A 25,849-nucleotide genomic window follows, 5' to 3' on the forward strand; every position below is an offset into this window, starting at 1 on the left:
AACGGTAAAGAAAGCAGGTCGGTGGTCACGCCTACCTGCTTTCTTTCTTCCGGCTATTCTTGCCTTAGCGCTTTGACGGGATCCGCTATTGCTGCCCGCAAGGTATGCGCGCTGACAGCAGCAAGTGCGACTAATCCGGTGATTGCCGCGGCAAGAAGAAAGCTCCAAAGAGACAATTCGATATGATAGGCAAAGTTCTCCAGCCACTTGCGCGCTGCATACCATGCCAGCGGCCAGATGATGACATTGGCAATCAGAACCATCACTACGAATTCGCGATTAATGCTGGCGAGAACCTGCGGTACTGATGCTCCGAGAACCTTGCGAATTCCAACTTCCTTACTGCGACGCACAGCGGTAATTCCTGCCAGACCGAAAATACCAAGAGCGGCAATGGTGATCGCAAAGAACGCGGCTGCGGTAACTATTTTCGTCCAGCGTGACTCGCTGACGTATTGTTGCGCCAGATCGTCATCCAGAAATGTCCAGTTGCACTTGAGTCCATTAGATACTTTCTCATAGGCCTTCTCGACTGCCGCCGTTGCGGCGGGAATCTCCTGATCGTCAACTCGCACAAGCAACTGGAAATATGGGTAAAGCTCGCGGGTAAACAGAAGTGCAGGGCCGATTTCCTCGTGAAGCGACAGGAAATGATAGTCCTTTACAACTCCGACGATTGTCGGCGTTCCAAGTCCTTCGAAGACCGTATCAAGAGCCGGCACTATTGAACCGACGGTATAGCGCTGTCCCAATTGCTCCATGAGAGACTCATTCACAATTATCGGGTTGGCGGCATCAGCCGATGCATTAGCCGCAAAATCGCGGCCGTCGACAATGTTCATCCCCAGCGTGGATATGTACGCGGGGTCAACACGATAGAGATAGGCAGTGAAGTGCTTACCTTCTGCATTCCAGCCGGTGGCGTCGTAACCGCGGTTGAAGGACGCTGACGTAGCGGTGACACTGAGAATCTTGGATTCGCCCGACAATTCGTTTCTTAAGCGCTTCAAGAAGTCCTGATCGTTGATGCTGTTGTCTGCCGGACGCTCGATAACCATCACGGCACTGGGGGAGTAGCCCAAAGGCAATGACTCAAGATGACGACTCTGCTTTTGCATTACGACGGTCCCGATGAACAAGAATACTGACAGCCCGAGTTGGATAACGGTCATTCCGCGCATCAAGAGACCGGATCGCGCCATTGTTGCGGCACGCCGGAATATTTCCGCAGGCTGTGGTCGCGAAAGCACTATTGCAGGAACCAGTCCGGCGCACAGTCCGCTGAGGACTGCAACTGCAAGCCCAAACGAAAGCAGCGCATAGTTGGTGATCCATGATGACTCCAACTCCCGGCCAAGGAAAGCGGAAAAAGCTGGTAATGCCATTTCAGCCATTGCGAATCCGATTATAGCTGCAAGGATTGCGAGTAGCACTGATTCCGCCAGAAACTGCCAGATGATTTGTTGGCGTACTGCGCCAAAAAGTTTGCGTACAGCGACTTCCCTGCACCGAATGGTTCCACGCGCGATACCGAGCGAAACATAGTTGATGCCGGCAATGAGTAGGATTACCAGTGCTATTCCTGAAAGAATGTAGGAATACAACGGATTCGAACCACCCGTTTGAGGATCGGGATGGACGTCCGGAAGGGCTCGCAATGTGAGTGGGACGGTCTCGTCACTTTTGCGGTCTGACCAGCGCCGCGCAATGATCCCCGTCAATATCGTGGTGTCAACTTCCGAGACCGGCCTGTCAAACTCGACGAAAGTTCTGACTCGCCACCAATTCCATCGGTTGGACGCTACTTCATAGCGAAAGACGGCCGTCATTGGCACTACGATGGTGAATTGAATAGTTGAGTTTGACGGTACATTCTGTGCAACACCAACAATAGTAAAGGAACGCCGCTCGCCCTGTAAGAACAATTCAATGGTCTGATTGATAATGTCCGTTGTACCGAAGTACTTGATAGCCAGGCGTTCGGTGAGAATGGTCTCGTTCGGAGTCTGGAATAGCTTCGTTGTATCGCCGTTTATCAATGGAAAGGTGAATACTGTAAACAGAGCTGGATCAGCAAATGTAATACGCTCGGTGTCTTGATGCCCACCGGCGATCATATGCACCTGGTCCGCGCCACTTATTCGAACGAATCTCTTTGCGGACGGTGTCTCTTCAAGAATTGCCGGGCCAAGCGGCAGCGGCATGTGGCTTATTGGAGTCAGATCACCTTCTCCAGATTCGCGAAAAGCCACCATCTGGGCGATGTAGTCTGATTTTTCGTGAAATCCGTCAAACGACAATTCGTCTCGGATAAATATCAAGATCAGCATCGTAACTGCAAATCCACAGGCGAGTCCGGCAAGATGAATGAATGTATAACCAACGTGCTTGCGCAGATTGCGTACGGCGATCCCGATGTAATGCTTAATCATGATTTCTCAACCCGCCCATCAAGCAGATTGATAACACGCGATCCAAAACTTGCATTCTTCTCCGAGTGGGTGACTGGGACAATTGTTGTTCCTTCCTTGTTCAAAGTCCTGAACAGGGACATGATTTCTTCGCCTTGTCCGGAATTCAGATTTCCAGTCGGCTCGTCAGCGAGGATCAGATCCGGGTTATAGATTACGGCACGCGCAATTCCAACGAGTTGCTGCTGCCCACCGGACAATTGTGACGGGAACAGGTCCTTCTTGCCGACAATGTTGAATCGATCGAGAACGTCTGCGATGAGCGCTTTGCGTTCAGGGGTCGGTACGTTCTTGTACAATAGCGGAGTCTCGAGATTCTCGTAGACAGTGAGTTCGTCAAGTAGATGGTAGCTCTGAAACACGAATCCTATGTGCTGCTTGTAAAGCTGGGCTCGCTGTTTTTCTTTAAGTACGGTGACGTCCTGACCCATGAAGATGTAGCTTCCATCGGAAGGAGAATCGAGAAGTCCGAGGATATGAAGTAATGTCGACTTTCCTGCGCCGGAGGGACCCATGATCGAGACAAACTCTCCCCTTTCGACCGCAAGAGAAACATCCCTGAGGACATACGACCTGCCGGAACCAGATGGATACCACTTTGAGCAGTTGCGTATTTCGAACAAAGTGGTCGTGAATGAATCTGAGTTTCTTACTCCGTCTGGTTGTGAAATTGTCATGTGGAAAATCCTCGACTTCTCAAGTTGCGACTATTCATAACGAAGGCTCTTGACTGGGTTGCTGGTTGCAGATTTCAATGTCTGAATTGCCACCGTCAGTAGAGCAATCAGTAGCGCACCGAAACCTGCGAATGCTAACGACCACCAGGAGACATCAACTCGGTATGCGAAGTTTTGCAGCCATTGCTCGATTGCCAGATAGCCAATCGGCCATGCGATGACATTGGCAACGAGTATCCAGAGCACAAATTCCTTAGTGTGAAGCACTACAATCGACGCGATTGATGCGCCGAGCACTTTGCGGATTCCTGTCTCCTTGGTTCGTCGGGCTATCCGATATGACGCCAGACTGATGAGTCCGAGGCAGGCGATGGCGATTGCAATCACCGTATACAGTAGCAGTATTCTGCCTGCTTGTTGCTCAGCCTGATAGGCACTGGCAAAGGACACGTCGAGAAACGAGTAATTGAAGGGTCGTTCGGGAACGACTTCTGACCAAAGTTTCTCCAACTCGACGAGAGTAGCCGACAGGTCGGCTGTCGAGATCTTTATCGCCATATTAGTCGGACGCGACGGATCCATGTAGAGCATCAAAGGGCGAATCGGCAAATGCAGTGACGCATAATTGTAATCCTTCACGACACCGATAACATTGATCTTCAGCTCAGGCGGTTGGATGATGTTGCGTCCAACGGCTTCGTCCCACCCCATACTTTTGGCAGCTGTCTCATTTATTATGCATGGCATTGAGGTTTCAGATTCTGATACAGCACCGCTAAAATTGCGGCCGGAAGCCAGTTCGAGTCCGAATGTCTCGAGATAGTCCTCATCGACGACGTTTAGATTGAACAAGAGCTGCTTGTCGGGCGGACCTCCTTCCCAGTTGAACGAAGCGGAAGACTGCTGTTGCGAGCTCGGAAGAGCACCTATTGCAGTAACCGATTTGACTGCTGAATGAGAGCCAAGTGCAGCCTTGAGAGCCGGGACCTTTTCCTTCAGTTCTTGACCTGGCAACGCAACGGTAACTATCTGGTCTTTATCGAAGCCGATGTCGCGAGAACTGAAGTAGTCCAGTTGCCGATAAATCGTCACAGTACCGATTATCAATGAGATCGAAGCCACGAATTGTAGGATTACCAAGGAAGCGCGCAAAGCTGATGAATGAGTGCTCACATTACCGGAAGATCTGATAGCCAAAGCCGAGCGAAGCGAAGAGAGATGTAGTGCAGGGTAAAGTCCGGCGCCGATTGAAGTCACCAGCCATGTCCCGACTATGGTGACCAACGCCGGCCAATCGAAACGGAAATATTGACGCAGATTCGAGTCAAACCAACGGTTTGCACCAATCACTATGAACTCTGATATGACAATTGCCACGATCATTGCAAGACCTGAAGCAACTAGTGATTCGCCGAAGAATTGCATCATAAGTCGCATGCGGTCTGCGCCAAGAGCCTTTCTAACGCCAATTTCGCGTTCGCGGCTGATTGCACGCGCTGTCGCCAAGTTCGTATAGTTGACGCACGCGATGATTAACACCGCCAAAGCAGTGGCCCCGAAGACCCAAAGGAGCAGTTTCGAACTTCGCACTGCAAAGTCACCCTGCAAGTTTGGTGTGAGATGAACTTCGCGAATCGGTTGAATTGAGAGCTGCGGTGGAGTTCCGTCAGGTCGATAGCGGCTAAGCACGTCCCTAATCTTCGAGTTGATGGTTGTCGCATTTGCACCATCGGCAATGAGTACGAACGTGCCGTAGGCGTTTGTGCGCCAGTCGTGCAGATAAGTACCAGCTGCAACAGCCGCGTGTGTATTCATTGTCACGAGGATATTTGGACGGAAGCTGATGTTAAACGGCAGCGGCTCCATAACACCGGTGACGGCAAGATCATCGCGATTGTCAATTCGAATTGACTTCCCTATCGGATCACTGCTTCCAAAATACTTCTCTGCGGCCTCCGCACTGAGAATTGCCTGGTTCGGTCCGTTGAGTGCGGATGCGCGCTGACCAAAGCGAAGCGGCAGGTCAAATATCTCGAGAATATTTGAATCAGCGTAAAAGACTGACGATTCATAGAATCGCCTGTCGTCAACAGCAAACAACAATGAAGCAGGCGATTGAACTCGCGCGACTTGTTCGAATTCCGGAAATTCCTGTGCCAAGACTGGAGCTAGATTGAACGGCAAAGCCGCAAGCCGCTGACCGTCTGCAGCAAATTGTTGGCTTCCAATGACGCGGGCTATACGGTCGTGGTTACGCCAATTGGAATCGAAGCCGGTTTCAAAGCGGATCCAGCTTGCCGTGACAAGAAAACTCGCCAGACCGATTGCCAACCCAATTGTTGTGATGGTGGTATAGGTCTTCTGTCTCGCCGCTTGTCGGAGTATTCCAATTAGAAAGTGTTTGATCATACTTTTCTGCTGGTTGTGGTTTTACTCATATCGCAGTGATTTCACCGGGTTTGCCGACGCGGCGCGTACAGTTTGGATTACCACCGTGGAGAGCGCCAACGTCAGCGTCGTTGCAGCTGCCAAAGCGAAGATCCACCATGGCAGATCGGTGCTGTAAGCAAATCCATCAAGCCATTTCTTGGCAATTAGATAAGCGATGGGCCAAGCGATGAGATTTGCAGCCAGAAGCCACAGCAAGTATTGTCGCAGGTGAAGCGAGATGATGCTGGTAACTGTTGCACCGAGGACCTTTCGTACACCGACCTCCTTGGTGCGCCGTTCAATGCTAAACGTCGCCAATCCAAACAATCCGAGACAAGCAAGAATCACTGCCAGCGCTGCAAAGAATGAGATGGTTTGCTGCATGCGAATCTCCGAACTGTATAGTCGGTCAAATGCCTGATTCATGAAGAACGAACGATACGGCGTATTTGGTAGAACCTTGGTCGCAACTTGTTCTATGCTACTCATCAGCGTCTGTAAATCATCCGTGGCAATTCGCAATACGAGATTGGAGTAGCTGCTCGAATCGGGATACAACACCAGAGGCGCGATCGATTCACGCATAGAATTGAAGTGAAAATCCCCTATGACTCCGACAATCTCGGCCGGAACGCTATCATTGAGAAACATCATCTTTCCGACAGCGTCGGTCCAGCCAATCTGCTTGAGTGCGGATTCATTGATCATGCAAACGCCCGACTCGCCCTGACGAAAGTTGCGCCCGCTTACCAGTGGCAGGTTAAATGTTTCGAGAAAATTCTCATCGACAGGATCCGTATTGAACAAGACCTCTTCTCCGGGCGTTTGACCTTCCCAATTGTAAGTTGAGGACCACACAATCTGGTGCGGCAACTGTGTTACCGCAGAAATCGTTGTAACTCCGTTGATCTGCAGTAGTTGTTCGCGAAGGAGTTTCCGATGAGCTCTTGCTTCCTCACCTCGCATTGGTATTACCAGTAGCTCTTCGGCATTTGCGGCTAGAGAGCTTGAGAGCATAAAATTCTGCTGACGCAGGATCACAACTGTAAGCACTATTAGAACAACCGAAGCGGCAAATTGCAGCACAACCAATGCACGTCGAAGGCGATTGCCTTGTAGGCTCCGATCTTTCAGCATTCGAGATGGAGAATCTTGAATCAATGAAATGGCGGGATAGACTCCCGCTGCCAATCCGGTAGTTAGCCACACGATTGGAAGAAAGGCGAGCAACAGAATATCACGCAGAGAATCTCTCGTAAGTTCGGGGCTAAGGATGTTGCGCAAATATGGAAATGAAATCTCTACTAAGACTAACGCCAACATCACTGCAATACCGGATGCGGCGAGCGCTTCGGCAATGATTTGGCGCCGAATTTGGGTCACAGCGGCGCCGAGGCAAGCGCGAACTCCGAATTCACGGAAACGTAACCCTGCCCTTGCCGTCGCAAGGTTTACATAGTTGATACAGGCGATGAGCAAGACAAGAAGCGCGACTGCAGCGAAGACACCGAGTCTTCTTGGATCGGAAGTACTCGAATTGTCTGCGACAAGGGTGGGACCAAGATGAATGTCGGTTACCAACTGTGCATAAAGTCGCGTTGTGCTTTCACGTCCACGAAACTTCGTAAGACTCGTCTCAAGTCGCTCCGCAAACCCGGCAAAGTCGGCGCCTTTTTGGAGCAGTACATAAGTTGAATATCCGTTAGATCCCCAGCTTTCACGTCGCTGAGCTGACCAGCCCTCACTCACAGTTGGCATAGAAACGACCATTGACATCCTCAGGTGGCTGTTGCCCGGGACTGGACGCAACACTCCAGTAATTAACACCTGATCCACGCTATTGACCTTAAGTGTTTTCCCTACGGGATCCTCTTCGTGGAAAAAACGCTTCGCGAGGTCGCTTGAGATAACTGCCGAGTTCTTCCTGTCCAAAGCGTTTGCGGAATCGCCAGAGACGAGTGTGAAACTAAAAAGATCGAAGAATGTGCTGTCGGCATAAACCAGGCTCGATTCAAAGGCAAGGTCAGCACCGCGGCTAAGTACTACTCCGGGACCATACCAAATGCGTGCAGTCGCTTCAACTTCGGCAAATTCTCTCTCCAAAGCCGGTCCAAGCGGAAATGGCGTGACAGCGACATCCAAATTTCCGGTTGGATACTCCTGGACATTGTAAATGCGGTAGAGTCGATCTGAGTTTGCATGAAAAGAGTCGTAGCTCGTTTCAAATCTAATCCAGGCAGTAATGATAATGACTGCTCCGACCCCGATTGCCAAACCAACAACACCAATGGACTGAAACACTTTCTGCCGGGAAATCTGCCTGAAGTATAGTCTAAGATAGTGGCCGAGCATTCTTCAACTCCAAAATTCCTATTCGGTTCGAATCACGTCTGTCGGATTTGCCAGAGATGCGCGAACAGCCTGAACGGATGCCGTTGCCACAACGATGCCAGTGAGCATGACGATGCCTGCAATAAACGGCCAGATCGGAAAATCGATTCGATACGCAAAATCTGCCATCCACTGATTCGCAGCATAGTATGCGAGCGGCCAGGCGATGAGATTGCCCACAACAGCGAGCAAAACGAATTCGCGATTCAGTAGTGACACAAGCTGGGATGACTTGGCACCCAAGACTTTACGAATGCCAAGTTCTTTGCGCCGGCGTGCTATCGCCAACGCCGTAAGACCAAACACACCAAAACACGCGACGGTCACCGCCAGAAGTGCAGCATGATTCATGATTGTCTCCCAACGCTTGTAAGCACGATACTGCGCTTCGATATGCTCATTCATGAACTCATAGCTGAAAGGAAGATTCGGAGCAATCTCCTGCCATACTTGCTGAATCTTTGACATTGTCGCAGGAATATTGCCTGGAGCAAAGCGAATGAAAGCGAATCGAACTGCGCCTGCCCATTCACCACCGATTCCCGCCCGCAGGAGAGCTATAGGCTCGATTTTCTCAGCCAGTGATTGAATATGATAGTCCCTGACAACTCCAATGATCTCTGAGCTATCAAGGCCGGGGATTGCTCTTCCAATGGGATCATCCCAATCCAGTGCATTGGCAAACGTCTCATTAACGATTATTTCGTCGCGCGATTTGACCTCTCCGGGCCGGAAGGCTTGGCCACGGACCAATTCGAGTCCCATAGTCTTTAGATACTCGTGATCGACCGCATTTAGGAACACTGTAAACGGAATCGAGTCGGGACCAACAGGTGTGCCGTTGCGAATGCCGCCTCCAGTAAAGGACGTGCCGGAAGCACAAACAGAGACAACGCCATCACCTTGATTTAGAGAGTTCCGCAGCCGGTCAATGATTGTCAACTTCTCGGTACCCGACGCGCCGCGAAGTTGCAGCATGACAAGTTCCTCGCGATCGAAGCCCAACGGGGCAGATGTCATGTAGTCAAGTTGACTCGACATCGTGAGAGTAATCACAATTAGGGCTGCTGATAGAGTGAACTGCAATGCCACAAGAACTCGTGTAAGCACTCCGCCCGAAAGCATCTCAGCCTGCCCTCGAACCGCCCTGACGGTCGTGGTGCGAGTCAGAATGTATGCAGGATATCCACCTGCAATCAAGGCCGTCAGTAAAACCAGTGCGACAATTCCGATTGTTGACAGGCCATTGGTCATTAGTATGGACGAAATCGATTTACCTGAGAGGTTATTGAATGTTGGAAGAGCGATTTCGGCGAGTGCAAATGCGAAGATCAGAGCAGTCAAGGAGACAATGATAGCTTCAGACAAGAGCTGACCGTAGAGTTGTGTTTCAGATGCTCCCATCACTTTGCGCACTCCGATTTCGCGAATTCGGCGCTGGGAGCGTCCGATTGCCAACGTTGTGAAGTTGATGCAGGCGAGAATCAGGACGACAAGCCCGATTCCTCCGAGCAGGTAGGAGTAGGTTGGAGACGATGTTATTGTATCACCGGTAACCGCTGTATTTAGATGAATGTCAGACAATGGTTGCAGCGAAAATTTCCATTCCGCTTCCGAGCCCGCTTTCTTAGGGACAATATTGGCGGCAGCTTGAATGTCGTTTGTAACGTTGTTTATATCAGCGTCGGAACGCAGCCTTACAAAGGTCTCGGCACACGTGAGATTCCACCCAAGCTTGAAAGGAAGGAACTTCGAGATTTCTGAAACCGGAAGAACCAATCTGTATTGGAGACTCGAATTCTTTGGGGCATCTGCAACGACGGCGGAGACAACGTACGGGTACTTTTCTCCTGATGTGGTGACAACCAGTTCCTTTCCGACAACATCGATACTCCCGAAAAGGCGCTCGGCGCCTGACACGTCCAATACAATTCCATTCGGTGTTGAAAGTGCGGTCCGTGGACTTCCTTTGAGTAACTCAAAAGAAAACAGTTGGAAGAACTCTGGATCTGCAAAGTTGACTGACTCGCGAAAATTCTGCCCATCAACAGTAACAATGACGTCTTCACTTGACGTGAACTGCGCCAATGCTTCGATAGCGGGGACATTTTCGAGCAGCATCGGTCGCACTGGAAACGGCGTTCCGGCATAGAAGCGATCATTCTCCTGCGACGGCAATTGAATGAGTCGATAGATTCGGTCGCCATCTGCATGGAATTCGTCAAATGAGTATTCGTCGAAGATGTATGCCATCACTAGAAGACAAATCGTCAGGCCAATCGCAAGTCCAAGTACATTGATGAGCGCGTAGGATTTTTCACGAAGAAGTTTGCGCACAGCAACTTTGAAATAGTTCTTCAGCATATCGTCTCCATTTTTGATCCGATTGTGCCCTCTATTATCGCTGCGAAATCGCCTATGCCAAGTTTAGCGCTCATACGCGTTGGTGTGCTCTCAAGATGTTTTCGGTAACGACTTTGCCGTCCAACAAGTGAATCGTACGAGTGCCATATTCGGAGTAAGCCGGTGAGTGCGTGACCATCACGATTGTTGTGCCTGCATTGTGCAAGTCGGTCAACATTTTCATCACTTCATCACCGTGAGTGGTATCGAGGTTTCCGGTTGGTTCATCAGCAAAAATCAACTTTGGATTTGCAACTATAGCCCTTGAGACTGCAACTCGCTGCTGTTGACCTCCCGATAGTTGTTGAGGAAAGTGATTTCGACGCGCCATAATATTCATCCGCTCAAGCACTTGCTCGACCCGTCGCTTTCTTTCGGCTCCCGGTACATCGAGATAAAGCAGCGGCAATTCGACATTCTCGAAAACTGTCAGTTCATCTATCAGATTGAAACTCTGAAACACGAAACCGATGTTTCTTTTGCGAAGTTGGGCGCGCTGACGCTCGGTATATTTTGATACTTCCTGATCCAAAAAGTGGTACTCGCCCGAGCTCGGATTGTCCAAGAGACCGAGTACATTGAGCAGTGTGGATTTGCCGCAACCCGAAGGTCCCATGATAGACACAAATTCTCCGGCCTCAATCACGATTGAGACTTCGTTGAGGGCCGATGTTTCGACCTCCTCTGTCGCATAAACCTTGCTGAGACTTTGTGTTCTAATCATGCACTGACTCCTATTTTGAAAGACGACTAGTTCAAATTGAGCTTCTCGAAATCTGCGTAGTTGTCATAACTCGAGGTGACTACTTTTTCGCCCGGCGACAGCCCTTCCAGGACTTCGTACATGCGCGGATTCTGCCGACCCAATCGAATCTTCCGTTTGCGAGCGAAGTCGCCCGACTCGTCGACGACATAAATCCAGTTCCCGCCTGTTGTCTGATAGAAACTACCGCGAGCGATCATCAATGCTTCGGTGAGGTCGCCGAGTGCCAATCGGACCTGAATGGACTGCCCCCGTCGAATACCTTCTGGACGCTCGCCGGTAAAAAGCAGATCAATCTCGAATCTTCCATCGCGAACTTCAGGATACACTCGCGATACTTCCATCCGTGCAGTCTTACCGGAGATTTCGGCTTCTCCTGTCTGCCCCTGTGCTACGCGATTGATGTAGTATTCATCCACATCTGCGCGAACCTTGTATCCATCCAAGACGTCGACTTGACCGAGTCGCTCGCCGGGTGACTTCAATTCGCCGATTTCGGCGTTTAACTGCGAAAGCTGTCCGCTGATCGGCGCTCTCTGTACAAGGTTCTCGTAGTTTTCTTTCACAATCCGGAAATTCTGCTGCATCCGCTGTATCGATTGTTCAAGCTGTTCGACTTGCAGCTCACGCATCACCGAATCCTGGCGTTGGCTCTCCGTCACCAACAACTTTCGCGTCTTCCAATACTCGTAGTCATCGCGTGTCCGCTCATACTCTTCTTGAGATATGACTTCTCTTTCGTGAAGTATCTTTGCGCGTTCAAAGTTGCGGGTCTGCAGGCTGTTTTGATAGTCGATTTCCGCCATTTGTTGCATCAGATTGAGTCGATTTTGCTCCATCGCCAAGCGGACGGCGCGAAGATTATTCATCTGTTCGAAAAGGTCAGCCTCACGAAACATCATTTCCATCTGGAGATTGGTATTTGTCATACGAAGAATCGAATCTCCCTGTTTCACCATTGCTCCTTCTTCGACGAATATCTGGTCGACTCTGCCGCCATCCATCGCATCCATATAAACTGATTTGATCGGGAGTACAGTACCAGTGACCGGAATCAGCTCTTGAAATGGGCCTTGTTCAACCGTGGATATAGTCACCTTCTGCGCCTCGACATTGAGCGATGAACTGGTATCACCAAAAATGAGCGTATACGACAAGATCAACCCGATCATTCCGGTGCTTGCGTAAATGGCAACTCGCTTACGCGGCCACTTCTTCCTCTCAATTTTCTTGTCCATGCTCATATTCTGGTCAGCTTTCGAATCTCGATTGCGATGCCAGTGTAAACTATAGCAAAAACCATGCCAACGTTGTCGTGCAACGAGTTATGCGAGTATTGTCAAAAAACCACTAACTTATAGTGTCCGAAATCGTACACTAGATGTTCATAGTCGGACATCAGTTCGGGTATCAATGGCATTACTCTCGGGGTAGGATCGCTGGAGGAACAGCAAACGTGACGACAAATCTGGATTCAAACATCAAGAGAAACAAGGGCCGAATACTAATCGTTGATGACGATGAAGATGTTCTTGCGGCGGCAAAGTTTCTCCTGCGCGACAGCTTTGATTTGATTGACACCAGTTCCAATCCGGAGTCGATACCGTCTCGCATTGAAGGCAACAGCTATGACGTAGTTCTCCTCGATATGAATTTCTCGCGAGACGTCGCAAGCGGCAACGAGGGCCTTCACTGGCTGCAACGGATTCTTGAAATTGACCCTGACTCGGTCGTCATCACGATCACCGCTTTCGCAGATGTCGACTTGGCTGTGCGTGCAATCAAACTTGGTGCGACGGACTTTGTGGTCAAACCTTGGCAAAACGAGAAACTGCTTGCCACGGTCAATGCCGGATCACAACTTCGGCAATCAAGGCGGGATGCAACAACTCTGATGCAGCGCCACAAGCAACTGGCCAGCGATATCGATCATCCATTTCAGGGTTTTATCGCCACCAGCAAGGCAATGCAGGGAGTAAGCGAAACGATTAGGCGAGTTGCTCCGACTGAAGCCAATGTACTGATCCTCGGTGAAAACGGAACCGGCAAAGAGGTTGTTGCGCGCGCGGTTCATCGCCAATCGGCTCGCGCCGACCAACCTTTTGTTTCAGTTGACATGGGTGCACTCAGCGATACTCTGTTTGAAAGTGAGTTGTTTGGGCATGTAAAGGGGGCGTTTACGGACGCCAAGACAGATCGCGCCGGTCGATTTGAGACCGCATCCGGAGGTACACTATTTCTTGATGAAATTGGCAATCTGCCTTTGAGGCTGCAGGCGCGAATTCTCACTGTCATCGAACAGCGCGAAGTTATCCGACTTGGATCGAACAAGCCAATTCCAATAGACATCCGCCTGATCTGCGCGACAAATATACCACTTTCTCAATTGATGACCGAACAGCGCTTCCGTCAGGATCTGCTTTATCGCATCAATACCGTGCAAATCTCGCTACCGCCATTGAGAGAACGCCCCGAAGACATTCTTCCACTTGCTGAGTATTATCTCGAGATCTATCGACGTCGCTACAAGAAGACGCAGATGCAGATACAGGAAACGACTGCCAGAAAGCTGCAAGATTATTCGTGGCCGGGTAATGTGCGCGAACTCCAACATGCGGTTGAGAGAGCGGTAATCCTAGCAGACGGCAAAGTCCTCAGGCCAACAGATTTTCCAATCTTGAGAGAGGTTAGCAGCTCGGGTGAATCACTGACTGTGAACGAATACGACCTTGATGAGATAGAGCGCACAGTAATACAAAAAGTCCTCAAGAAGCATGACGGCAATATCAGTCACGCAGCAAGAGAATTAGGGTTAACGCGCGCAGCCCTCTACCGAAGGATGCAGAAACATGGTATTTAAGAGTTTCCACACACAAATTGTTCTTCGGGTACTCTTCTTGGCCGCCACCATTGCCACATTGGTTTACTTGGCAATGGAAACTACATTGTATGCAACAAGTATTCTCGTCGCCTTTATCACAGCCTACCAAGTCTGGTCGCTCATGAATTTCGTTGATCGCACAAACCTGAGCCTCTCACGATTCTTTGATTCGATCCGATATGCCGACTTTCTGCAGACAAATCAAACGGGAAAAGTAAGCGGTAGTTTTGAGGAACTGACGCGCGCCATGGACCAGGTCTCTGATGCATTTCAGTCTGCACGTGCCGAAAAGGAAGAGAATTTTCGCTACCTGCAGACGATAATACATCACGTCGGTATCGGCCTGCTTGCCTACAGCGACAATGGCGACGTTGAATTGATGAATCCTGCTGCGCGGCGACTGCTACAGATATCACAACTACGCAACCTGTCGAATTTGGCAGGTGTTTCCGATGAGTTTGAGGGACACTCTCGCCAAGATCGGTCCCGGGGAGAAGGCACTGATCAAGTTCTCATCGGGCTACGAAACGCTGCAAATATCTATTCATGCTACGAAAATCAGGCTTGGCAATCGCCCATTGACTCTGGTCTCCCTGCAAAACATTGGCAGCGAGCTTGCCGAACAAGAGATGATCGCCTGGCAGAATCTGATCCGCGTTCTGACTCACGAGATAATGAATTCGATGACGCCGATAGCTTCGCTTGCAGGCTCGATTAGTGGCGTGGTTAGGTCAAGACTGGACCCAAATGGCGCCGGCAATAAAGTAAACGCCGGCGCCGATCAGGATATATATGACGCACTTGGTACAATTGAAAGAAGAAGTCAGGGATTAATGCATTTTGTCGAGTCATACCGGGATCTGACCCGTATCCCGATCCCTGATATCAGAATTGTCGCCGTCGCTGAGTTGCTTTCCCGAGTAGACCGATTAATGGAGAAACCGCTTGCAGAGATTGGTGCTTCACGGAGAACATCAATAGTCCCAGACAGTCTAACCCTGGCTTGCGACCCGGATCTCATTGAGCAAGTCCTTATCAATCTCTATAGCAATGCAGTGTGGGCGCTTCGAGGTACCGAGCAACCATGCCTTGAGGTCAGCGCACGAATCAACTGGGAGGGTCGTGTAGTTATGGAAGTGAAAGACAATGGCCCCGGCATTCTGCCCGCTGTCATCGATAAGATTTTCATTCCATTCTTCACAACAAGAAAAGGCGGCAGCGGCATTGGACTTGCAGTGTCACGTCAGATAATGCGCTTGCATAACGGTAACATCGCGGTTACTTCCATCCCCGGTGAAAGTACAGTATTCAGTTTGAGTTTCTAGTCTAACCTTCGACTCTTTGGACGCCATTCAATTAGACAAGTGCACCAACTTAGCCGCGATCAAAATGTGGAAGTTGATCCGGGATCGGAATGGAAATCTCGACATAGCCCATAAAGACTGTACCTTCAAATAGAGGTATCTGGTGAATGATCTTCTTCTGTCCATTCTTCTGAATTGTATAGTGATTTGGTTGGTGTGACTCATACATTGCCGCCAACTTCGACCTCGACGGTTCCGGATGACATGCCAAGACATCACTTCCGATGAGCTTGGCACCACCGTCAGCAGAAAACGTCGAGATCGAGGTGGGATTCATTTCTGTGATAGTACCGCTTTCGTCAGTGACAGTAATCGCGATCGCAACGTGGCTTGTCCATTGATCAGCAGTCATCGATGATTCCTTTCATGTTTGCCATATAGTGGGAAAGATACACTAAACTCGTTGAAGTGAGAAGCTTCGTGATACAGATTGCCGAAACGCCAGCTATCGTAATGTAGTACAATGACTTACATCGTGCCGAAAAAGCACCCACCAACGAGCCAAACATGACCTGGACAGAGTTGTGCTCAGCTTTCCGAGACTGACATTGTCTTCGTTCGTCGCCCGCGAAGGATCATACTGAACCAAAAAGGGCGGCAGTGTTGCTACCCAAGAACCAACAAATCATGTTGTTGAACAAATTTCTTATTGTGTATATATTCCTATTTAGGAACTATTGCCATAAAGGCTGGTTGCAGGTACTATGGAGAAGAACATCGACATATCGCCAGTGATGGTTGAATTCGAAAAGGTGTTGCGCGCTAAGGGCTTGAGGATTACTCACCAGAGGACAGAAATCTTCAAAGCGCTTTTGAAACATGCAGATCACCCAACAGCGGAGAATGTATTCAATCAGGTCAGGAAGCATCTGAAGTCGATTTCCCTTGATACAGTCTATAGGACGATTGCGACATTTGAAGAATATGGTCTGATTAAAAGAGTCCACCACATCGACAATGCGACCCGATTCGACACTAACACCGAAGACCATCACCATCTTGTCTGCTCGAAATGCAACAAAATTGAGGATTTCTATTGGTCTGACTTTGACCAGATGAAGACACCGAAGTCTATTTCCCACTGGAGCAATATCGCGGTCAAGCACGTTGTGATCGAGGGTCTATGTGCGAGCTGTCAGAGCAAAAAGTAGATCGGCATGCATCATTCATGGAACAGGATATGGGCATCAAAGCGAAAACTTACTATTTAATAATCACGTGTCTTACACAAAATGAATTGAGGAGTGGTAATGGCAGAAAAGCATGACGATAGTGCAGCCAAATGTCCGATAACGGGCGCAATGAAAAAGAACGGACCAGGAACTTCAAATCGAGACTGGTGGCCAAATCAACTGAACCTTAACATCCTACATCAGCATTCCCCTTTATCGAATCCAATGGGCGAGAAGTTCAACTACTCAGAAGAGTTCAAAAGCCTTGATTTGAAGGCTGTGAAGAAGGACCTCTACGAACTGATGACTTCATCACAAGATTGGTGGCCCGCTGATTTCGGTCACTATGGGCCATTGTTCATTCGAATGGCGTGGCACAGCGCCGGGACTTATCGCGTGGGTGATGGGCGCGGCGGAGCTGGTACAGGGACACAACGCTTTGCACCCCTCAATAGCTGGCCAGACAATGCAAACCTTGACAAAGCACGAAGACTGCTTTGGCCGATTAAACAGAAATATGGTCGGAAACTTTCCTGGGCTGACCTGATGATACTCGCCGGCAACTGCGCGCTGGAATCGATGGGATTCAAGACTTTTGGGTTCGGTGGCGGCCGCGCCGATGTGTGGGAACCAGAAGAGGACATATATTGGGGCGCAGAATCCGAATGGTTGGGCGACAAGCGTTATACGGGCGAGCGCGACCTGGAGAATCCCCTTGCTGCCGTGCAGATGGGGTTAATCTATGTGAATCCGGAGGGACCAAACGGAGTACCGGATGCAATCGCTTCGGGGCGCGATATTCGTGAGACTTTTGCACGCATGGCAATGAACGATGAAGAAACCGTCGCGTTAGTTGCCGGAGGACATACTTTCGGTAAGTGTCATGGCGCAGGTGATGCGGCTCTTGTTGGCGCCGAACCCGAGGGCGCGAGTATTGAAGAGCAAGGATTGGGCTGGAAGAGTCGATTCGGCAGCGGCAAGGGTGGAGACACGATTACAAGCGGAATCGAAGGAGCGTGGACTCCAACTCCAACAAAGTGGGATAACAGCTACTTTGATACTCTCTTCGGCTATGATTGGAACCTGGTTAAGAGCCCGGCAGGCGCAAATCAATGGGTTCCGGCTGATCCGGCCGCTGCGAGCACAGTACCCCATGCTCATGATCCTTCGAAAAAGACGGCACCAATCATGACGACCGCTGACATGGCTTTGCGTATGGACCCAATCTATAAGCCGATCTCCAAGCGCTTCCATGAGAATCCCAAAGAATTTGCCGACGCATTCGCACGAGCATGGTTTAAGCTTACGCACCGTGACATGGGTCCGCGTCCCCGCTATCTGGGACCGGAAGTTCCCGCAGAGGAGCTGATTTGGCAAGATCCGATACCGGCTGTCAACCACGAGTTGGTTTCTCCGCAAGATGTTGCGACTCTCAAAGGCAAGGTTCTCGCTTCCGGGCTCTCGGCTTCAGAGTTAATCTCCACTGCTTGGGCATCAGCTTCGACGTTTCGCGGCTCCGATATGCGTGGTGGAGCAAACGGTGCACGAATTCGCATTGCACCTCAAAAGGACTGGAATGTTAACCAACCGGATCAATTGGCAAAGGTTCTGAAGGCGTTGGAAGTCATTCAGGAAGAATTCAATCGTGCGCAGACTGGGACCAAGAAAGTCTCACTTGCAGACTTGATTGTACTCGCTGGTTGTGCCGCTGTTGAAAAGGCTGCGAAGGATGCGGGCATAAATGTGTCAGTACCCTTCACACCCGGACGCATGGATGCTTCTCAGGAACAAACCGATGTGGAAGCACTTGCCGTCCTTGAACCAAAGGCAGACGGTTTCCGAAACTATGTACGCGAGGATCGCGGATTGCGTGCGGAAGAGTTGTTACTGGACAGAGCGAATTTGCTGACTCTGACCGCTCCTGAGATGACAGTTCTCGTCGGAGGATTGCGAGTTCTCAACACAAATACTGGACAGTCAAAGCACGGTGTCTTCACCAAGAAGCCCGGCGCTCTGACTAACGACTTTTTCGTACATCTGCTCGACATGAGCGTAGAATGGCGTACCTCAACCGAGTCGAAGGAAATCTTCGAGGGGCGAGACCGGAAGACCGGTGAAGTTAAGTGGACCGGCACACGTGTGGATCTTGTATTTGGTTCGCATTCCCAGCTGCGAGCCCTCGCAGAAGTCTACGCCTGTGATGACTCGAAAGAGAAGTTTGTAAATGACTTCGTTGCGGCTTGGAACAAGGTCATGAATCTTGATCGTTTTGATCTCGCCTGATCTGATTAGACATGATTGACAAGAGTAAGGTCGGGTAGTTCCCGACCTTTCTTTACAGTATCGACTCCCACCCATGTCCTCGGTCAGTTGCAACCAGAATAGAGAAGATCGCCTTACGCCTTCTTCAATTTTTGTACCGAAGCCTTGACCATTTTGGCAAGTACTGCCAGTTCCACGTCTTTGAGTTTGCTAATGTACAAACAACCTTTGCCCCTCTTGTGCTTGCCCAACTTGGCTAGTAGATCAGTTTGGTGTTCCAGCCCGCCCATCAGATAGATGGAAATTGCACCTTTGCGGGGTGAAAATCCAACCATAAACCAATCACCTTCACGCCCGCTTGCACCGACATAGTGATATTCGCCGAACCCGACGATGCTCGATCCCCACATCCTGGGTTGTTGTTTCGTGACTTTAGCCATCAGATCGGCAATCGCCTGGCAATCTGCGCGGCGATCGGCGTCTGGTATCGCTGCTAAGAACTTGGCGACACTATTAGCAGTTAGTTTTGTTTTCAATTCAACCACTCCAAGTCCTCCTTCTCGAATTCTAGCTCCGGTTCAAACACAGGTTGTCCTTAACTCAAAGGACTGAGATCAAGTATATAGCACATGCGAATAATCGAATTGCGCTTCAAATGCCAACCATTTCGGCAAGTTCGCCCACGGCCAGTGTTGCCCAAAGGACAACAAGACCCAAGACAATTTTGAGAGCAAGCGGTATCGAAAACCCGAGTTTCTTCTTAAGCAGATGATTCGTACGCGGCAGATAGATTAGAGATAGAATGAGATAGAACATCCCCGGAACTGGATGCACAAAAAGCAGATTCGCGATGCCAATGACAATGAAGATACTGCAGAAGGTCCAACTGAAGATGTTGGATGTCGCAATCTTGTCGCTTGTTAGAACCCTGTCGCTCACTTCTCCATGCCTTCTGTTGTGGCGCCGGCCTGACGAAACAGTGCTGCCGATACTACGAACATGACCACGAAGAATCCGTTGAGAACAAACAATCCAACTATTCCGGGCGGTTCGTTCAGTGTGGCACGGTCAACCATCAACGCAATCAATGGGACTATCACCTGGGCAATTGCAGTGGCATACAGTGCTTTCGCCATACCGTGCGGTTTGAGTCGCGCTATAGCTGCACCAATGATGCCAATCTGGAGCACAGCGAAATACAACATGTTGAGGCCGCCCGGTTCACCGATGATACCGACAGCGAGGTTCACCCATACGAGCAATAATCCTGCTACCACCGCAATGCCGACTGCGGCACGATATGCGACGTTGTCTGACATTCGTGAGATCAGTACGTACGAAAGACCAGTGCTGAAAATGAGAGCCCCCATGATTATGAAATCGCCTGGATCCCAGTCAACTTCGTTGCTAAACTGCATTGCCACCAGTGGCACCATCAAAATGAGCGCGGTCACAATCGCTATGAGTATGACCTGTTTGCGGAGTCGTAATTCCATAGTTACCTCTTATTGTCTTGTTCCGCGAGGACAACACCTCGCCTTATATCGTTTTCTGATCATCGGGAGCAACCCCCTGATTAGTTCTTCAAGAGCGGCCAGATGGTTTTGAAATGCCTTTCGACCTACATTTGTAATTGAGTAGGAGGTGTTCGATGACTTGCCGATAAATCGCTTCTTCACCTTGACATATCCGAGTTGCTCGAGGGTTGAGATATTGCTGGAGAGATTCCCATCGGAAGAGCCCAGTAGCAATTTGAGCGCTTTGAAGTCAATGCTGTCGTTCACCATAAGAGAGGCCATGATTCCCAACCTCGTCCGATTCTCGAAGCACTTGTTTATGTGATCAATGATTTGTTTCATCGCTCGTACTGCAAGTACATGATCACACCATACGCAGCTGTGACTACACCAAAACCTACGCCCCAAAGTATCAATCCCGCCCCGACCCAAAACGCAGCTAACAGCCCCAGCACTAACTCGACTACTCCGAACACAATGGTTTCAGAAAAGCTATACTTGCCTGCGCTGATGAGCGCCAGTCCGAAAAACACCAACATCGCCGAACAGACAAGCTCATACATTCCAAGACGGGCAAGAGCAGCTACAAAAACACCTCCGGCAAGTAGAGGCAATGCAAGATGGATTGCGAATCGACGCGACGCCATATTCCATAACTCTTTGCCGTGGCGCTTCGCCCTACGGAGTGTGAAGATGAAGGCGACAGCCAATGCTGAGACAAGCGTAAGAAAGAACACGCCGGTCACGGGACGAACGAGATCTGGCGACTGCCGCAATGCGATAAAAACCTCTTCGGAAAGCCAAACCGTATCGAGGATTCGACAAATGAAACGAAATGCAACTAGTCCGATAATACCAGCCGAAACCCCAGAGAGTCCGGACAGTGACACAAAAGTCGCGGACCGTGTCATTATAGAGTGAATCTGTTCAATTTGATCTACTGGCTGATCCGGATCTTGCATGCTACTCCTCATTCCAAAGCACTTTGATTTTCAAAGCAATATATACTATTCTACGGCTTCGTCAATCTCAGGTTTCAATTTTTTGTTTCGGTTTATTCATCTAGTGGCGAGACTTAAGAATATGAAAGCCGAAAGGGTGGACCTTTCACGTTGCAGCAGAGTGACTTAACTGGCGCTGGAGCCACAATAGAATCAGTCTCACTAAGTGGCGTGATTCTGGGGTGATTATGTGTTCGTCATCAGAATATTCACTTCAATGCGAGAAAGTGGGCAATGTTCGAACGGCAATAGAAAGTACGCCCGAAGACTTGACCCTTCCTGCTTCGGTTAGCGGAATACATCACACTTCAACGCTTTGTGAGAATCTACACCCTCAATGAGCCGCGAAATCCTCTTGCGGCATAATAAGATTCGGCGCCGTTATGATACAGGAAGACCTTGCCGTAGCGGTAATCGGCGAAAATGGCGCCGCCGAGATCCCTGATGTCAGAAGGCGTCTTGATCCAGCTCGACGTCTTGGTATCGAATTGTCCAAGACTCTGTAGGTTTCGATACTCGTCTTCGGTTAGAATCTCAATTCCCATCGCGGACGCCATATCAGTGGCGCTGTTTTTCGGTTTATGCTCCTTCCTCGATTCAAGTGCATCGCGATCGTAACACACACTTCTGCGGCCCTTCGGACTTTCGGCGGAACAATCGACAAAGATGTATTCGCCGGTTTTCTTGTCATGGCCGACGACATCAGGTTCACCGCCTGAATTCTCCATCTCATAGAGTGACCACATTTTTTCGGCGTCGGCTTTCAGTCTTGCCTCGACTTCTTGCCACTCGGAGCCCTTGTGCCGTTTCATGTTTTTCTCAAAGCGGGACTTTAATACCCCCAGGAGTTCATCGCGTTGTTTTGATGACAGCTGTTTCCCATTGTTCTTTTTCTTGCCCATGGTCCTACTCTAACTCAATTTCTCTTCACTGATTTCTATGAGTCCGTCGCATTTAGTACCAATTACGGATGTCACCGTGCGTCAGTCATGATGATCGACATCACGAAACGGTCTAATCTGCAATTTGACGAACAGCTTCGAACAATCGTTACATCTTTGGCCACAACCAGCCGAATGTGCCAGCTGTAACCACCGCAAATAGAAGACCATCAAAAACTGTCTTCAGGACAGTCCCCCAATTTCGACCATACCAAATTCCGCCTTGAAGCAATGCAAGCGAATATCCCATAAACGCCGAGCATCCGATAAAGCGAAAAACAGCGAGGTATGAGCTACCCGGCTGCACCGCATGCCACGCGATATAGGCGGAGAATATGCTGACCAAGACGCTGTACAAGAACCAGAGGACCAGACTTTTGCCCATGTTCATCTGACTGTTTTTGAGAACCGTCATTATCACAATCGGCCCCTTGTTGAGTTTCTCAACAAACTCAGGCGTACTGCAGTCCTTCATCGAATCAGCCCTTGGCAGCATAAAGTCGCCGGCTGGAATGTTGAATGGCCTCAATGCAGCTTGAACTGAATCTTGATCTGGCACCTTCTTGAAATCGTTTGCGTGGTATTTTAGGACCATGTGAATGATCGAGCTTACCACGAAAACAAAGACCGCTGAGAGCAAAATCGGCGCCCACAGTACTGTGATAAATTCCATAGTCGATATCTCCTATGACTTCTTCTTTTAGATTTATGCAATTGAGTTCATGATGCCGGTACGCGTCCGGCTACGACATTGATAGGATGTGTGCGTCACATGCGCAAGCATAAACTTGAGACGAAATGGCAGGGTGTGCGCGACGACAACTATTGAAGTATGCTCCTGGCAGGCAGAGTGGTGAGCGAAATGCCTCGTCGGTGGCAGTCCACTCGACAAATCGAACGACTAAATGGGAAACCTTAGTTTCAATTAATGGAGGCGGGGTGAATCGAACCCCCGACTCGGGTTGTGGCACAAGAAGTTAAGTGGCTTTGTGACCAAACTGTGACCGCTTTTTCTCGGCGACGCAGATCCCGCTCTTCAATGGTGATGCCGAAAGTCCCTTAGTCTTTGCCTCAGTCTTCGTAAAGATAAAGCTAAGATTCGGCCCTCTTTCCAATTGCTGCCGCGAGGCGTCGAAATACCAAAACGTGAACTGGATAGATTCCGTACCAATAGACAATCCCAAGCAAACCTCTCGGATAGAAGCGGGCAGTCTGCGTGAGACTACTGTTGCTTTGACTTGTACCATCCACTTCGAATTCCAACCACGCCTTGCCGGGAAGCTTCATCTCAGCTCGGAGCAATATCCTCTTGCCCTGATCCAGTTCTTCGACTCGCCAGAAGTCCAGAGCATCCCCCACGGCTAAGTTGTTAGAGTCACTTCTGCCTCGGCGCAGTCCCACTCCTCCAACCATTTCATCAATGAGGCCACGTATTTTCCACAGCAGGTTCGCCGCATACCACCCATTTTCTCCACCAATCGAGCTGACCACATGGAACAACTTGTCGGAAGATGCCTTAACTGCAAGTTGTCTCCGGTCTATCAAAAGGTGTGATGGCTCGAGATGTGAAATGACCGATTCGCGTCCACGCGCTCGAGCATCGGATTGTCCGGAAAGTACCGCTGAAAGCGCCCTTTCCACAGCCTGATCAAAACCAATCGGAACGATTTCGAAGATAGTTTTGGCGTCATCGTTTTCACAAATCGTCTCGTGCCGAAGTCCCTCAATGAGCGCACGGGCGGGCTTGACCGGTACAGGTGTGACTAGGCCAACCCAGTAGGACGAAAGCCTGGGTGTTAGGACCGGCACCTGAATTAGCCATCGCCTCAATCCGAGTGCGCGAGCCACTCGTAACATCATGTCTCGATACGTTAAGATCTCGGGACCTCCAATATCTACTATCCTTCCAGTTGATTGTGGCAATTTGAGGGCAGCAACGAGGTAGGCCAGCACATCATCGATTGATATAGGCTGTGTTTGGGTAACTACCCAACGCGGGCATATCATTACGGGCAACCTGTTGGCTAAGTGGTGTATCATTTCGAACGAAAGGCTGCCTGCTCCTACTACGACTGCTGCCCGGAATTCAGTTACTGGAATCCCGGACGCTCGCAAGATATCACCAACCTCGTGCCTACTTCTTAGATGCAGAGACTGCTCTTGTCGTCTTTTTCCCAAGCCACCCAAGTAGATTATACGATCGACTCCGAAACGCTTGGCAACATCACCAACATTCCGAGCTGCCTGTCGATCAAGTTCGTCAAAGTCGCCCGCCGGGTTGGTCATCGAGTGGACGAGGTAGTACGTAGTACTCACATGCTGAAACGCAAAGTTCAGAGACGAAGCGTCGAGGACATCACCTTCCATCACTTCGACCGAGCCAGACCAAGCATGCGCTGCAACTCGATTTCGGTCTCGAACGAGACATCTGACGCGATAGCCCTGCTCAAGGAGCCTGGGCACCAACTTTGAGCCTATATACCCATTCGAGCCGACAACCAGTACGCACCTGCTCTTCACATTTGATTGGCTTGGCAATCTCTTCTCCTTTGTAGCTCACCGTGACTTGGTTGGTTCGAGCGAAGACTTCTCTGTACGTCAGAGGGTCTTGGCATTTAGGAGTTCCACCGCTTGTTCACAATCGAAGGTGACTTACATAGGAATATAGTCAAGCACGGTAGTGAAAGCACCTTTGTTGTTACGTAGCGCTTTGCTGACTGGTGCTAAGGTGTAGTTGAACCGAAGCTTCAGGTAGCCGAGACTCGGCCGACATCGGCCGAGTCTCAGATCAAGATGGACTATTTGTTTACGATGATCTGGGCACCAAGAGCCTGAGCGCCTGTTCCTCCCAGGAATCCTTTGGCGAAGACGGTATAGATCTTGCCATTTGTCAGTGCTATCCCGGGCAAATCCAGCACCACCGTATTGTTTGTGGCGGCATCACGGACCTGAAGATCATAGGTCCCAGCATCAAGCGGGGTGAAATCGGTTGCCTGCTTGAACGCATTGTTACCGAAGACAATAGTGCCATTCGTCAAAGTTATGTTAACGGCTGGCGCATTTGGTGACAGATGTACGAATCGAACATGCGCCTTCCCTGCTGCTGGCGCCGCCAGATTGTCATTTAACACGACTGTTGATATCTTGCTGACAGAATCAACCGCAAACACAGTGTAACTTTCGTTGGCCGTCAAACTTAGGTCAGCGTTGATCACGGTAGTTGAAGTCCCCGCGACATTTACTTTCACGTTGCGCGTACCGGCGTCGACAGACAGGTAAGCTGTGTTGTTGGGAAAGGCCAAACCGCTGCCCGCAACGTTATTGTCCACCAACAGATCAACGGCCGGCGCATTCGGCGACGCGTGAACAACCATTACTGTCGCCTTGTCGGTAGGAACTACTGGATTGTCATCATCACTACACGAGATCATTACCATTGATACTGCAGCCAGTAGCATACAAGTTAATACTGTTTTCCTAAACATCTCTGTCTCCTAATTCAGGTTATCTTTTCGTTAAGTCGTCTCATGAACTGCTCCGAAAGAGCAGGCAAAACTATCTCCTTAAGGCCATACT

General features: G+C 49.9%; 22 protein-coding genes. 5 read left to right on the top strand and 17 right to left on the bottom strand.

Annotated features, from left to right (window positions below; translation table 11 throughout):
* Positions 1–53: 53 nt before the first annotated feature.
* From IPH59_12540 to IPH59_12570, 7 genes are all read right to left on the bottom strand, one after another.
* Positions 54–2,432, bottom strand: coding sequence for an ABC transporter permease (locus IPH59_12540; protein ID MBK7092525.1), 2,379 nt, complete (start codon positions 2,430–2,432; stop codon positions 54–56).
* Positions 2,429–3,094 (bottom strand): ABC transporter ATP-binding protein, encoded by a 666-nt coding sequence (locus tag IPH59_12545; protein MBK7092526.1) that lies wholly within the window; start codon positions 3,092–3,094, stop codon positions 2,429–2,431. Before IPH59_12545 ends, IPH59_12540 begins: the two co-directional genes overlap by 4 nt.
* A gap of 84 nt (positions 3,095–3,178) precedes the next feature.
* Entirely contained in the window at positions 3,179–5,557 is a 2,379-nt protein-coding gene (locus IPH59_12550; GenBank protein MBK7092527.1) for an ABC transporter permease, read from the bottom strand.
* 21 nt (positions 5,558–5,578) lie between these two features.
* Entirely contained in the window at positions 5,579–7,930 is a 2,352-nt protein-coding gene (locus IPH59_12555) for an ABC transporter permease (GenBank protein MBK7092528.1), read from the bottom strand.
* A gap of 18 nt (positions 7,931–7,948) precedes the next feature.
* Positions 7,949–10,333, bottom strand: coding sequence for an ABC transporter permease (locus tag IPH59_12560; GenBank protein MBK7092529.1), 2,385 nt, complete (start codon positions 10,331–10,333; stop codon positions 7,949–7,951).
* Positions 10,334–10,403: 70 nt separating this feature from the next.
* Positions 10,404–11,096, bottom strand: a complete 693-nt coding sequence (locus IPH59_12565; GenBank protein ID MBK7092530.1) for an ABC transporter ATP-binding protein — start codon at positions 11,094–11,096, stop codon at positions 10,404–10,406.
* Between the two features lie 26 nt (positions 11,097–11,122).
* The gene (locus IPH59_12570; GenBank protein ID MBK7092531.1) at positions 11,123–12,373 is read right to left on the bottom strand and encodes an HlyD family efflux transporter periplasmic adaptor subunit; all 1,251 of its coding nucleotides are present in this window, start codon (positions 12,371–12,373) and stop codon (positions 11,123–11,125) included.
* Between the two features lie 143 nt (positions 12,374–12,516).
* Here IPH59_12570 and IPH59_12575 point away from each other — a divergent pair, with 143 nt between their 5' ends.
* The 3 genes from IPH59_12575 to IPH59_12585 are packed head-to-tail and all read left to right on the top strand — an operon-like array spanning position 12,517 to position 15,341.
* Complete coding sequence (locus tag IPH59_12575; GenBank protein ID MBK7092532.1) at positions 12,517–13,995, top strand: sigma-54-dependent Fis family transcriptional regulator; 1,479 nt, start codon at positions 12,517–12,519, stop codon at positions 13,993–13,995.
* Positions 13,985–14,734, top strand: a complete 750-nt coding sequence (locus IPH59_12580; GenBank protein MBK7092533.1) for a hypothetical protein — start codon at positions 13,985–13,987, stop codon at positions 14,732–14,734. Before IPH59_12575 ends, IPH59_12580 begins: the two co-directional genes overlap by 11 nt.
* Entirely contained in the window at positions 14,691–15,341 is a 651-nt protein-coding gene (locus IPH59_12585) for a HAMP domain-containing histidine kinase (GenBank protein ID MBK7092534.1), read from the top strand. The genes IPH59_12580 and IPH59_12585 overlap by 44 nt, the downstream gene beginning before the upstream one ends.
* Positions 15,342–15,390: 49 nt before the next feature.
* On the opposite strand, the gene IPH59_12590 is transcribed toward IPH59_12585, so the two are convergent.
* Positions 15,391–15,732, bottom strand: coding sequence for a diguanylate cyclase (locus IPH59_12590; protein ID MBK7092535.1), 342 nt, complete (start codon positions 15,730–15,732; stop codon positions 15,391–15,393).
* A gap of 352 nt (positions 15,733–16,084) precedes the next feature.
* Between IPH59_12590 and IPH59_12595 the strand changes: the two genes are divergently transcribed.
* A complete protein-coding gene (locus IPH59_12595; GenBank protein ID MBK7092536.1) occupies positions 16,085–16,531 on the top strand; it encodes a transcriptional repressor in 447 nt (148 codons plus the stop codon).
* Positions 16,532–16,630: 99 nt separating this feature from the next.
* Positions 16,631–18,835: a catalase/peroxidase HPI gene (gene katG, locus IPH59_12600; protein ID MBK7092537.1), complete on the top strand. Its 2,205-nt coding sequence runs from the start codon at positions 16,631–16,633 to the stop codon at positions 18,833–18,835.
* Between the two features lie 113 nt (positions 18,836–18,948).
* Here katG and IPH59_12605 read toward each other — a convergent pair whose 3' ends face one another.
* From IPH59_12605 to IPH59_12645, 9 genes are all read right to left on the bottom strand, one after another.
* Positions 18,949–19,359 carry a DUF1801 domain-containing protein gene (locus IPH59_12605; protein ID MBK7092538.1) on the bottom strand — a complete coding sequence of 137 codons (411 nt, stop codon included), beginning with the start codon at positions 19,357–19,359 and terminating at the stop codon, positions 18,949–18,951.
* 106 nt (positions 19,360–19,465) lie between these two features.
* Positions 19,466–19,723, bottom strand: a complete 258-nt coding sequence (locus IPH59_12610) for a hypothetical protein (GenBank protein MBK7092539.1) — start codon at positions 19,721–19,723, stop codon at positions 19,466–19,468.
* Between the two features lie 26 nt (positions 19,724–19,749).
* Positions 19,750–20,241, bottom strand: coding sequence for a hypothetical protein (locus IPH59_12615; protein MBK7092540.1), 492 nt, complete (start codon positions 20,239–20,241; stop codon positions 19,750–19,752).
* A 78-nt stretch (positions 20,242–20,319) separates the two neighbouring features.
* Complete coding sequence (locus IPH59_12620; protein MBK7092541.1) at positions 20,320–20,673, bottom strand: transcriptional regulator; 354 nt, start codon at positions 20,671–20,673, stop codon at positions 20,320–20,322.
* Entirely contained in the window at positions 20,670–21,293 is a 624-nt protein-coding gene (locus IPH59_12625; GenBank protein MBK7092542.1) for a hypothetical protein, read from the bottom strand. Before IPH59_12625 ends, IPH59_12620 begins: the two co-directional genes overlap by 4 nt.
* A gap of 365 nt (positions 21,294–21,658) precedes the next feature.
* Positions 21,659–22,234: a DUF4256 domain-containing protein gene (locus IPH59_12630; GenBank protein ID MBK7092543.1), complete on the bottom strand. Its 576-nt coding sequence runs from the start codon at positions 22,232–22,234 to the stop codon at positions 21,659–21,661.
* Between the two features lie 148 nt (positions 22,235–22,382).
* Entirely contained in the window at positions 22,383–22,946 is a 564-nt protein-coding gene (locus tag IPH59_12635; GenBank protein ID MBK7092544.1) for a hypothetical protein, read from the bottom strand.
* 419 nt (positions 22,947–23,365) lie between these two features.
* Positions 23,366–24,793, bottom strand: coding sequence for an SDR family oxidoreductase (locus IPH59_12640; protein ID MBK7092545.1), 1,428 nt, complete (start codon positions 24,791–24,793; stop codon positions 23,366–23,368).
* A 278-nt stretch (positions 24,794–25,071) separates the two neighbouring features.
* Entirely contained in the window at positions 25,072–25,758 is a 687-nt protein-coding gene (locus IPH59_12645) for a DUF4397 domain-containing protein (protein MBK7092546.1), read from the bottom strand.
* Positions 25,759–25,849: the final 91 nt, after the last annotated feature.

It is taken from the genome of bacterium, assembly GCA_016708315.1.
Lineage (GTDB): Bacteria > Zixibacteria > MSB-5A5 > CAIYYT01 > CAIYYT01 > JADJGC01.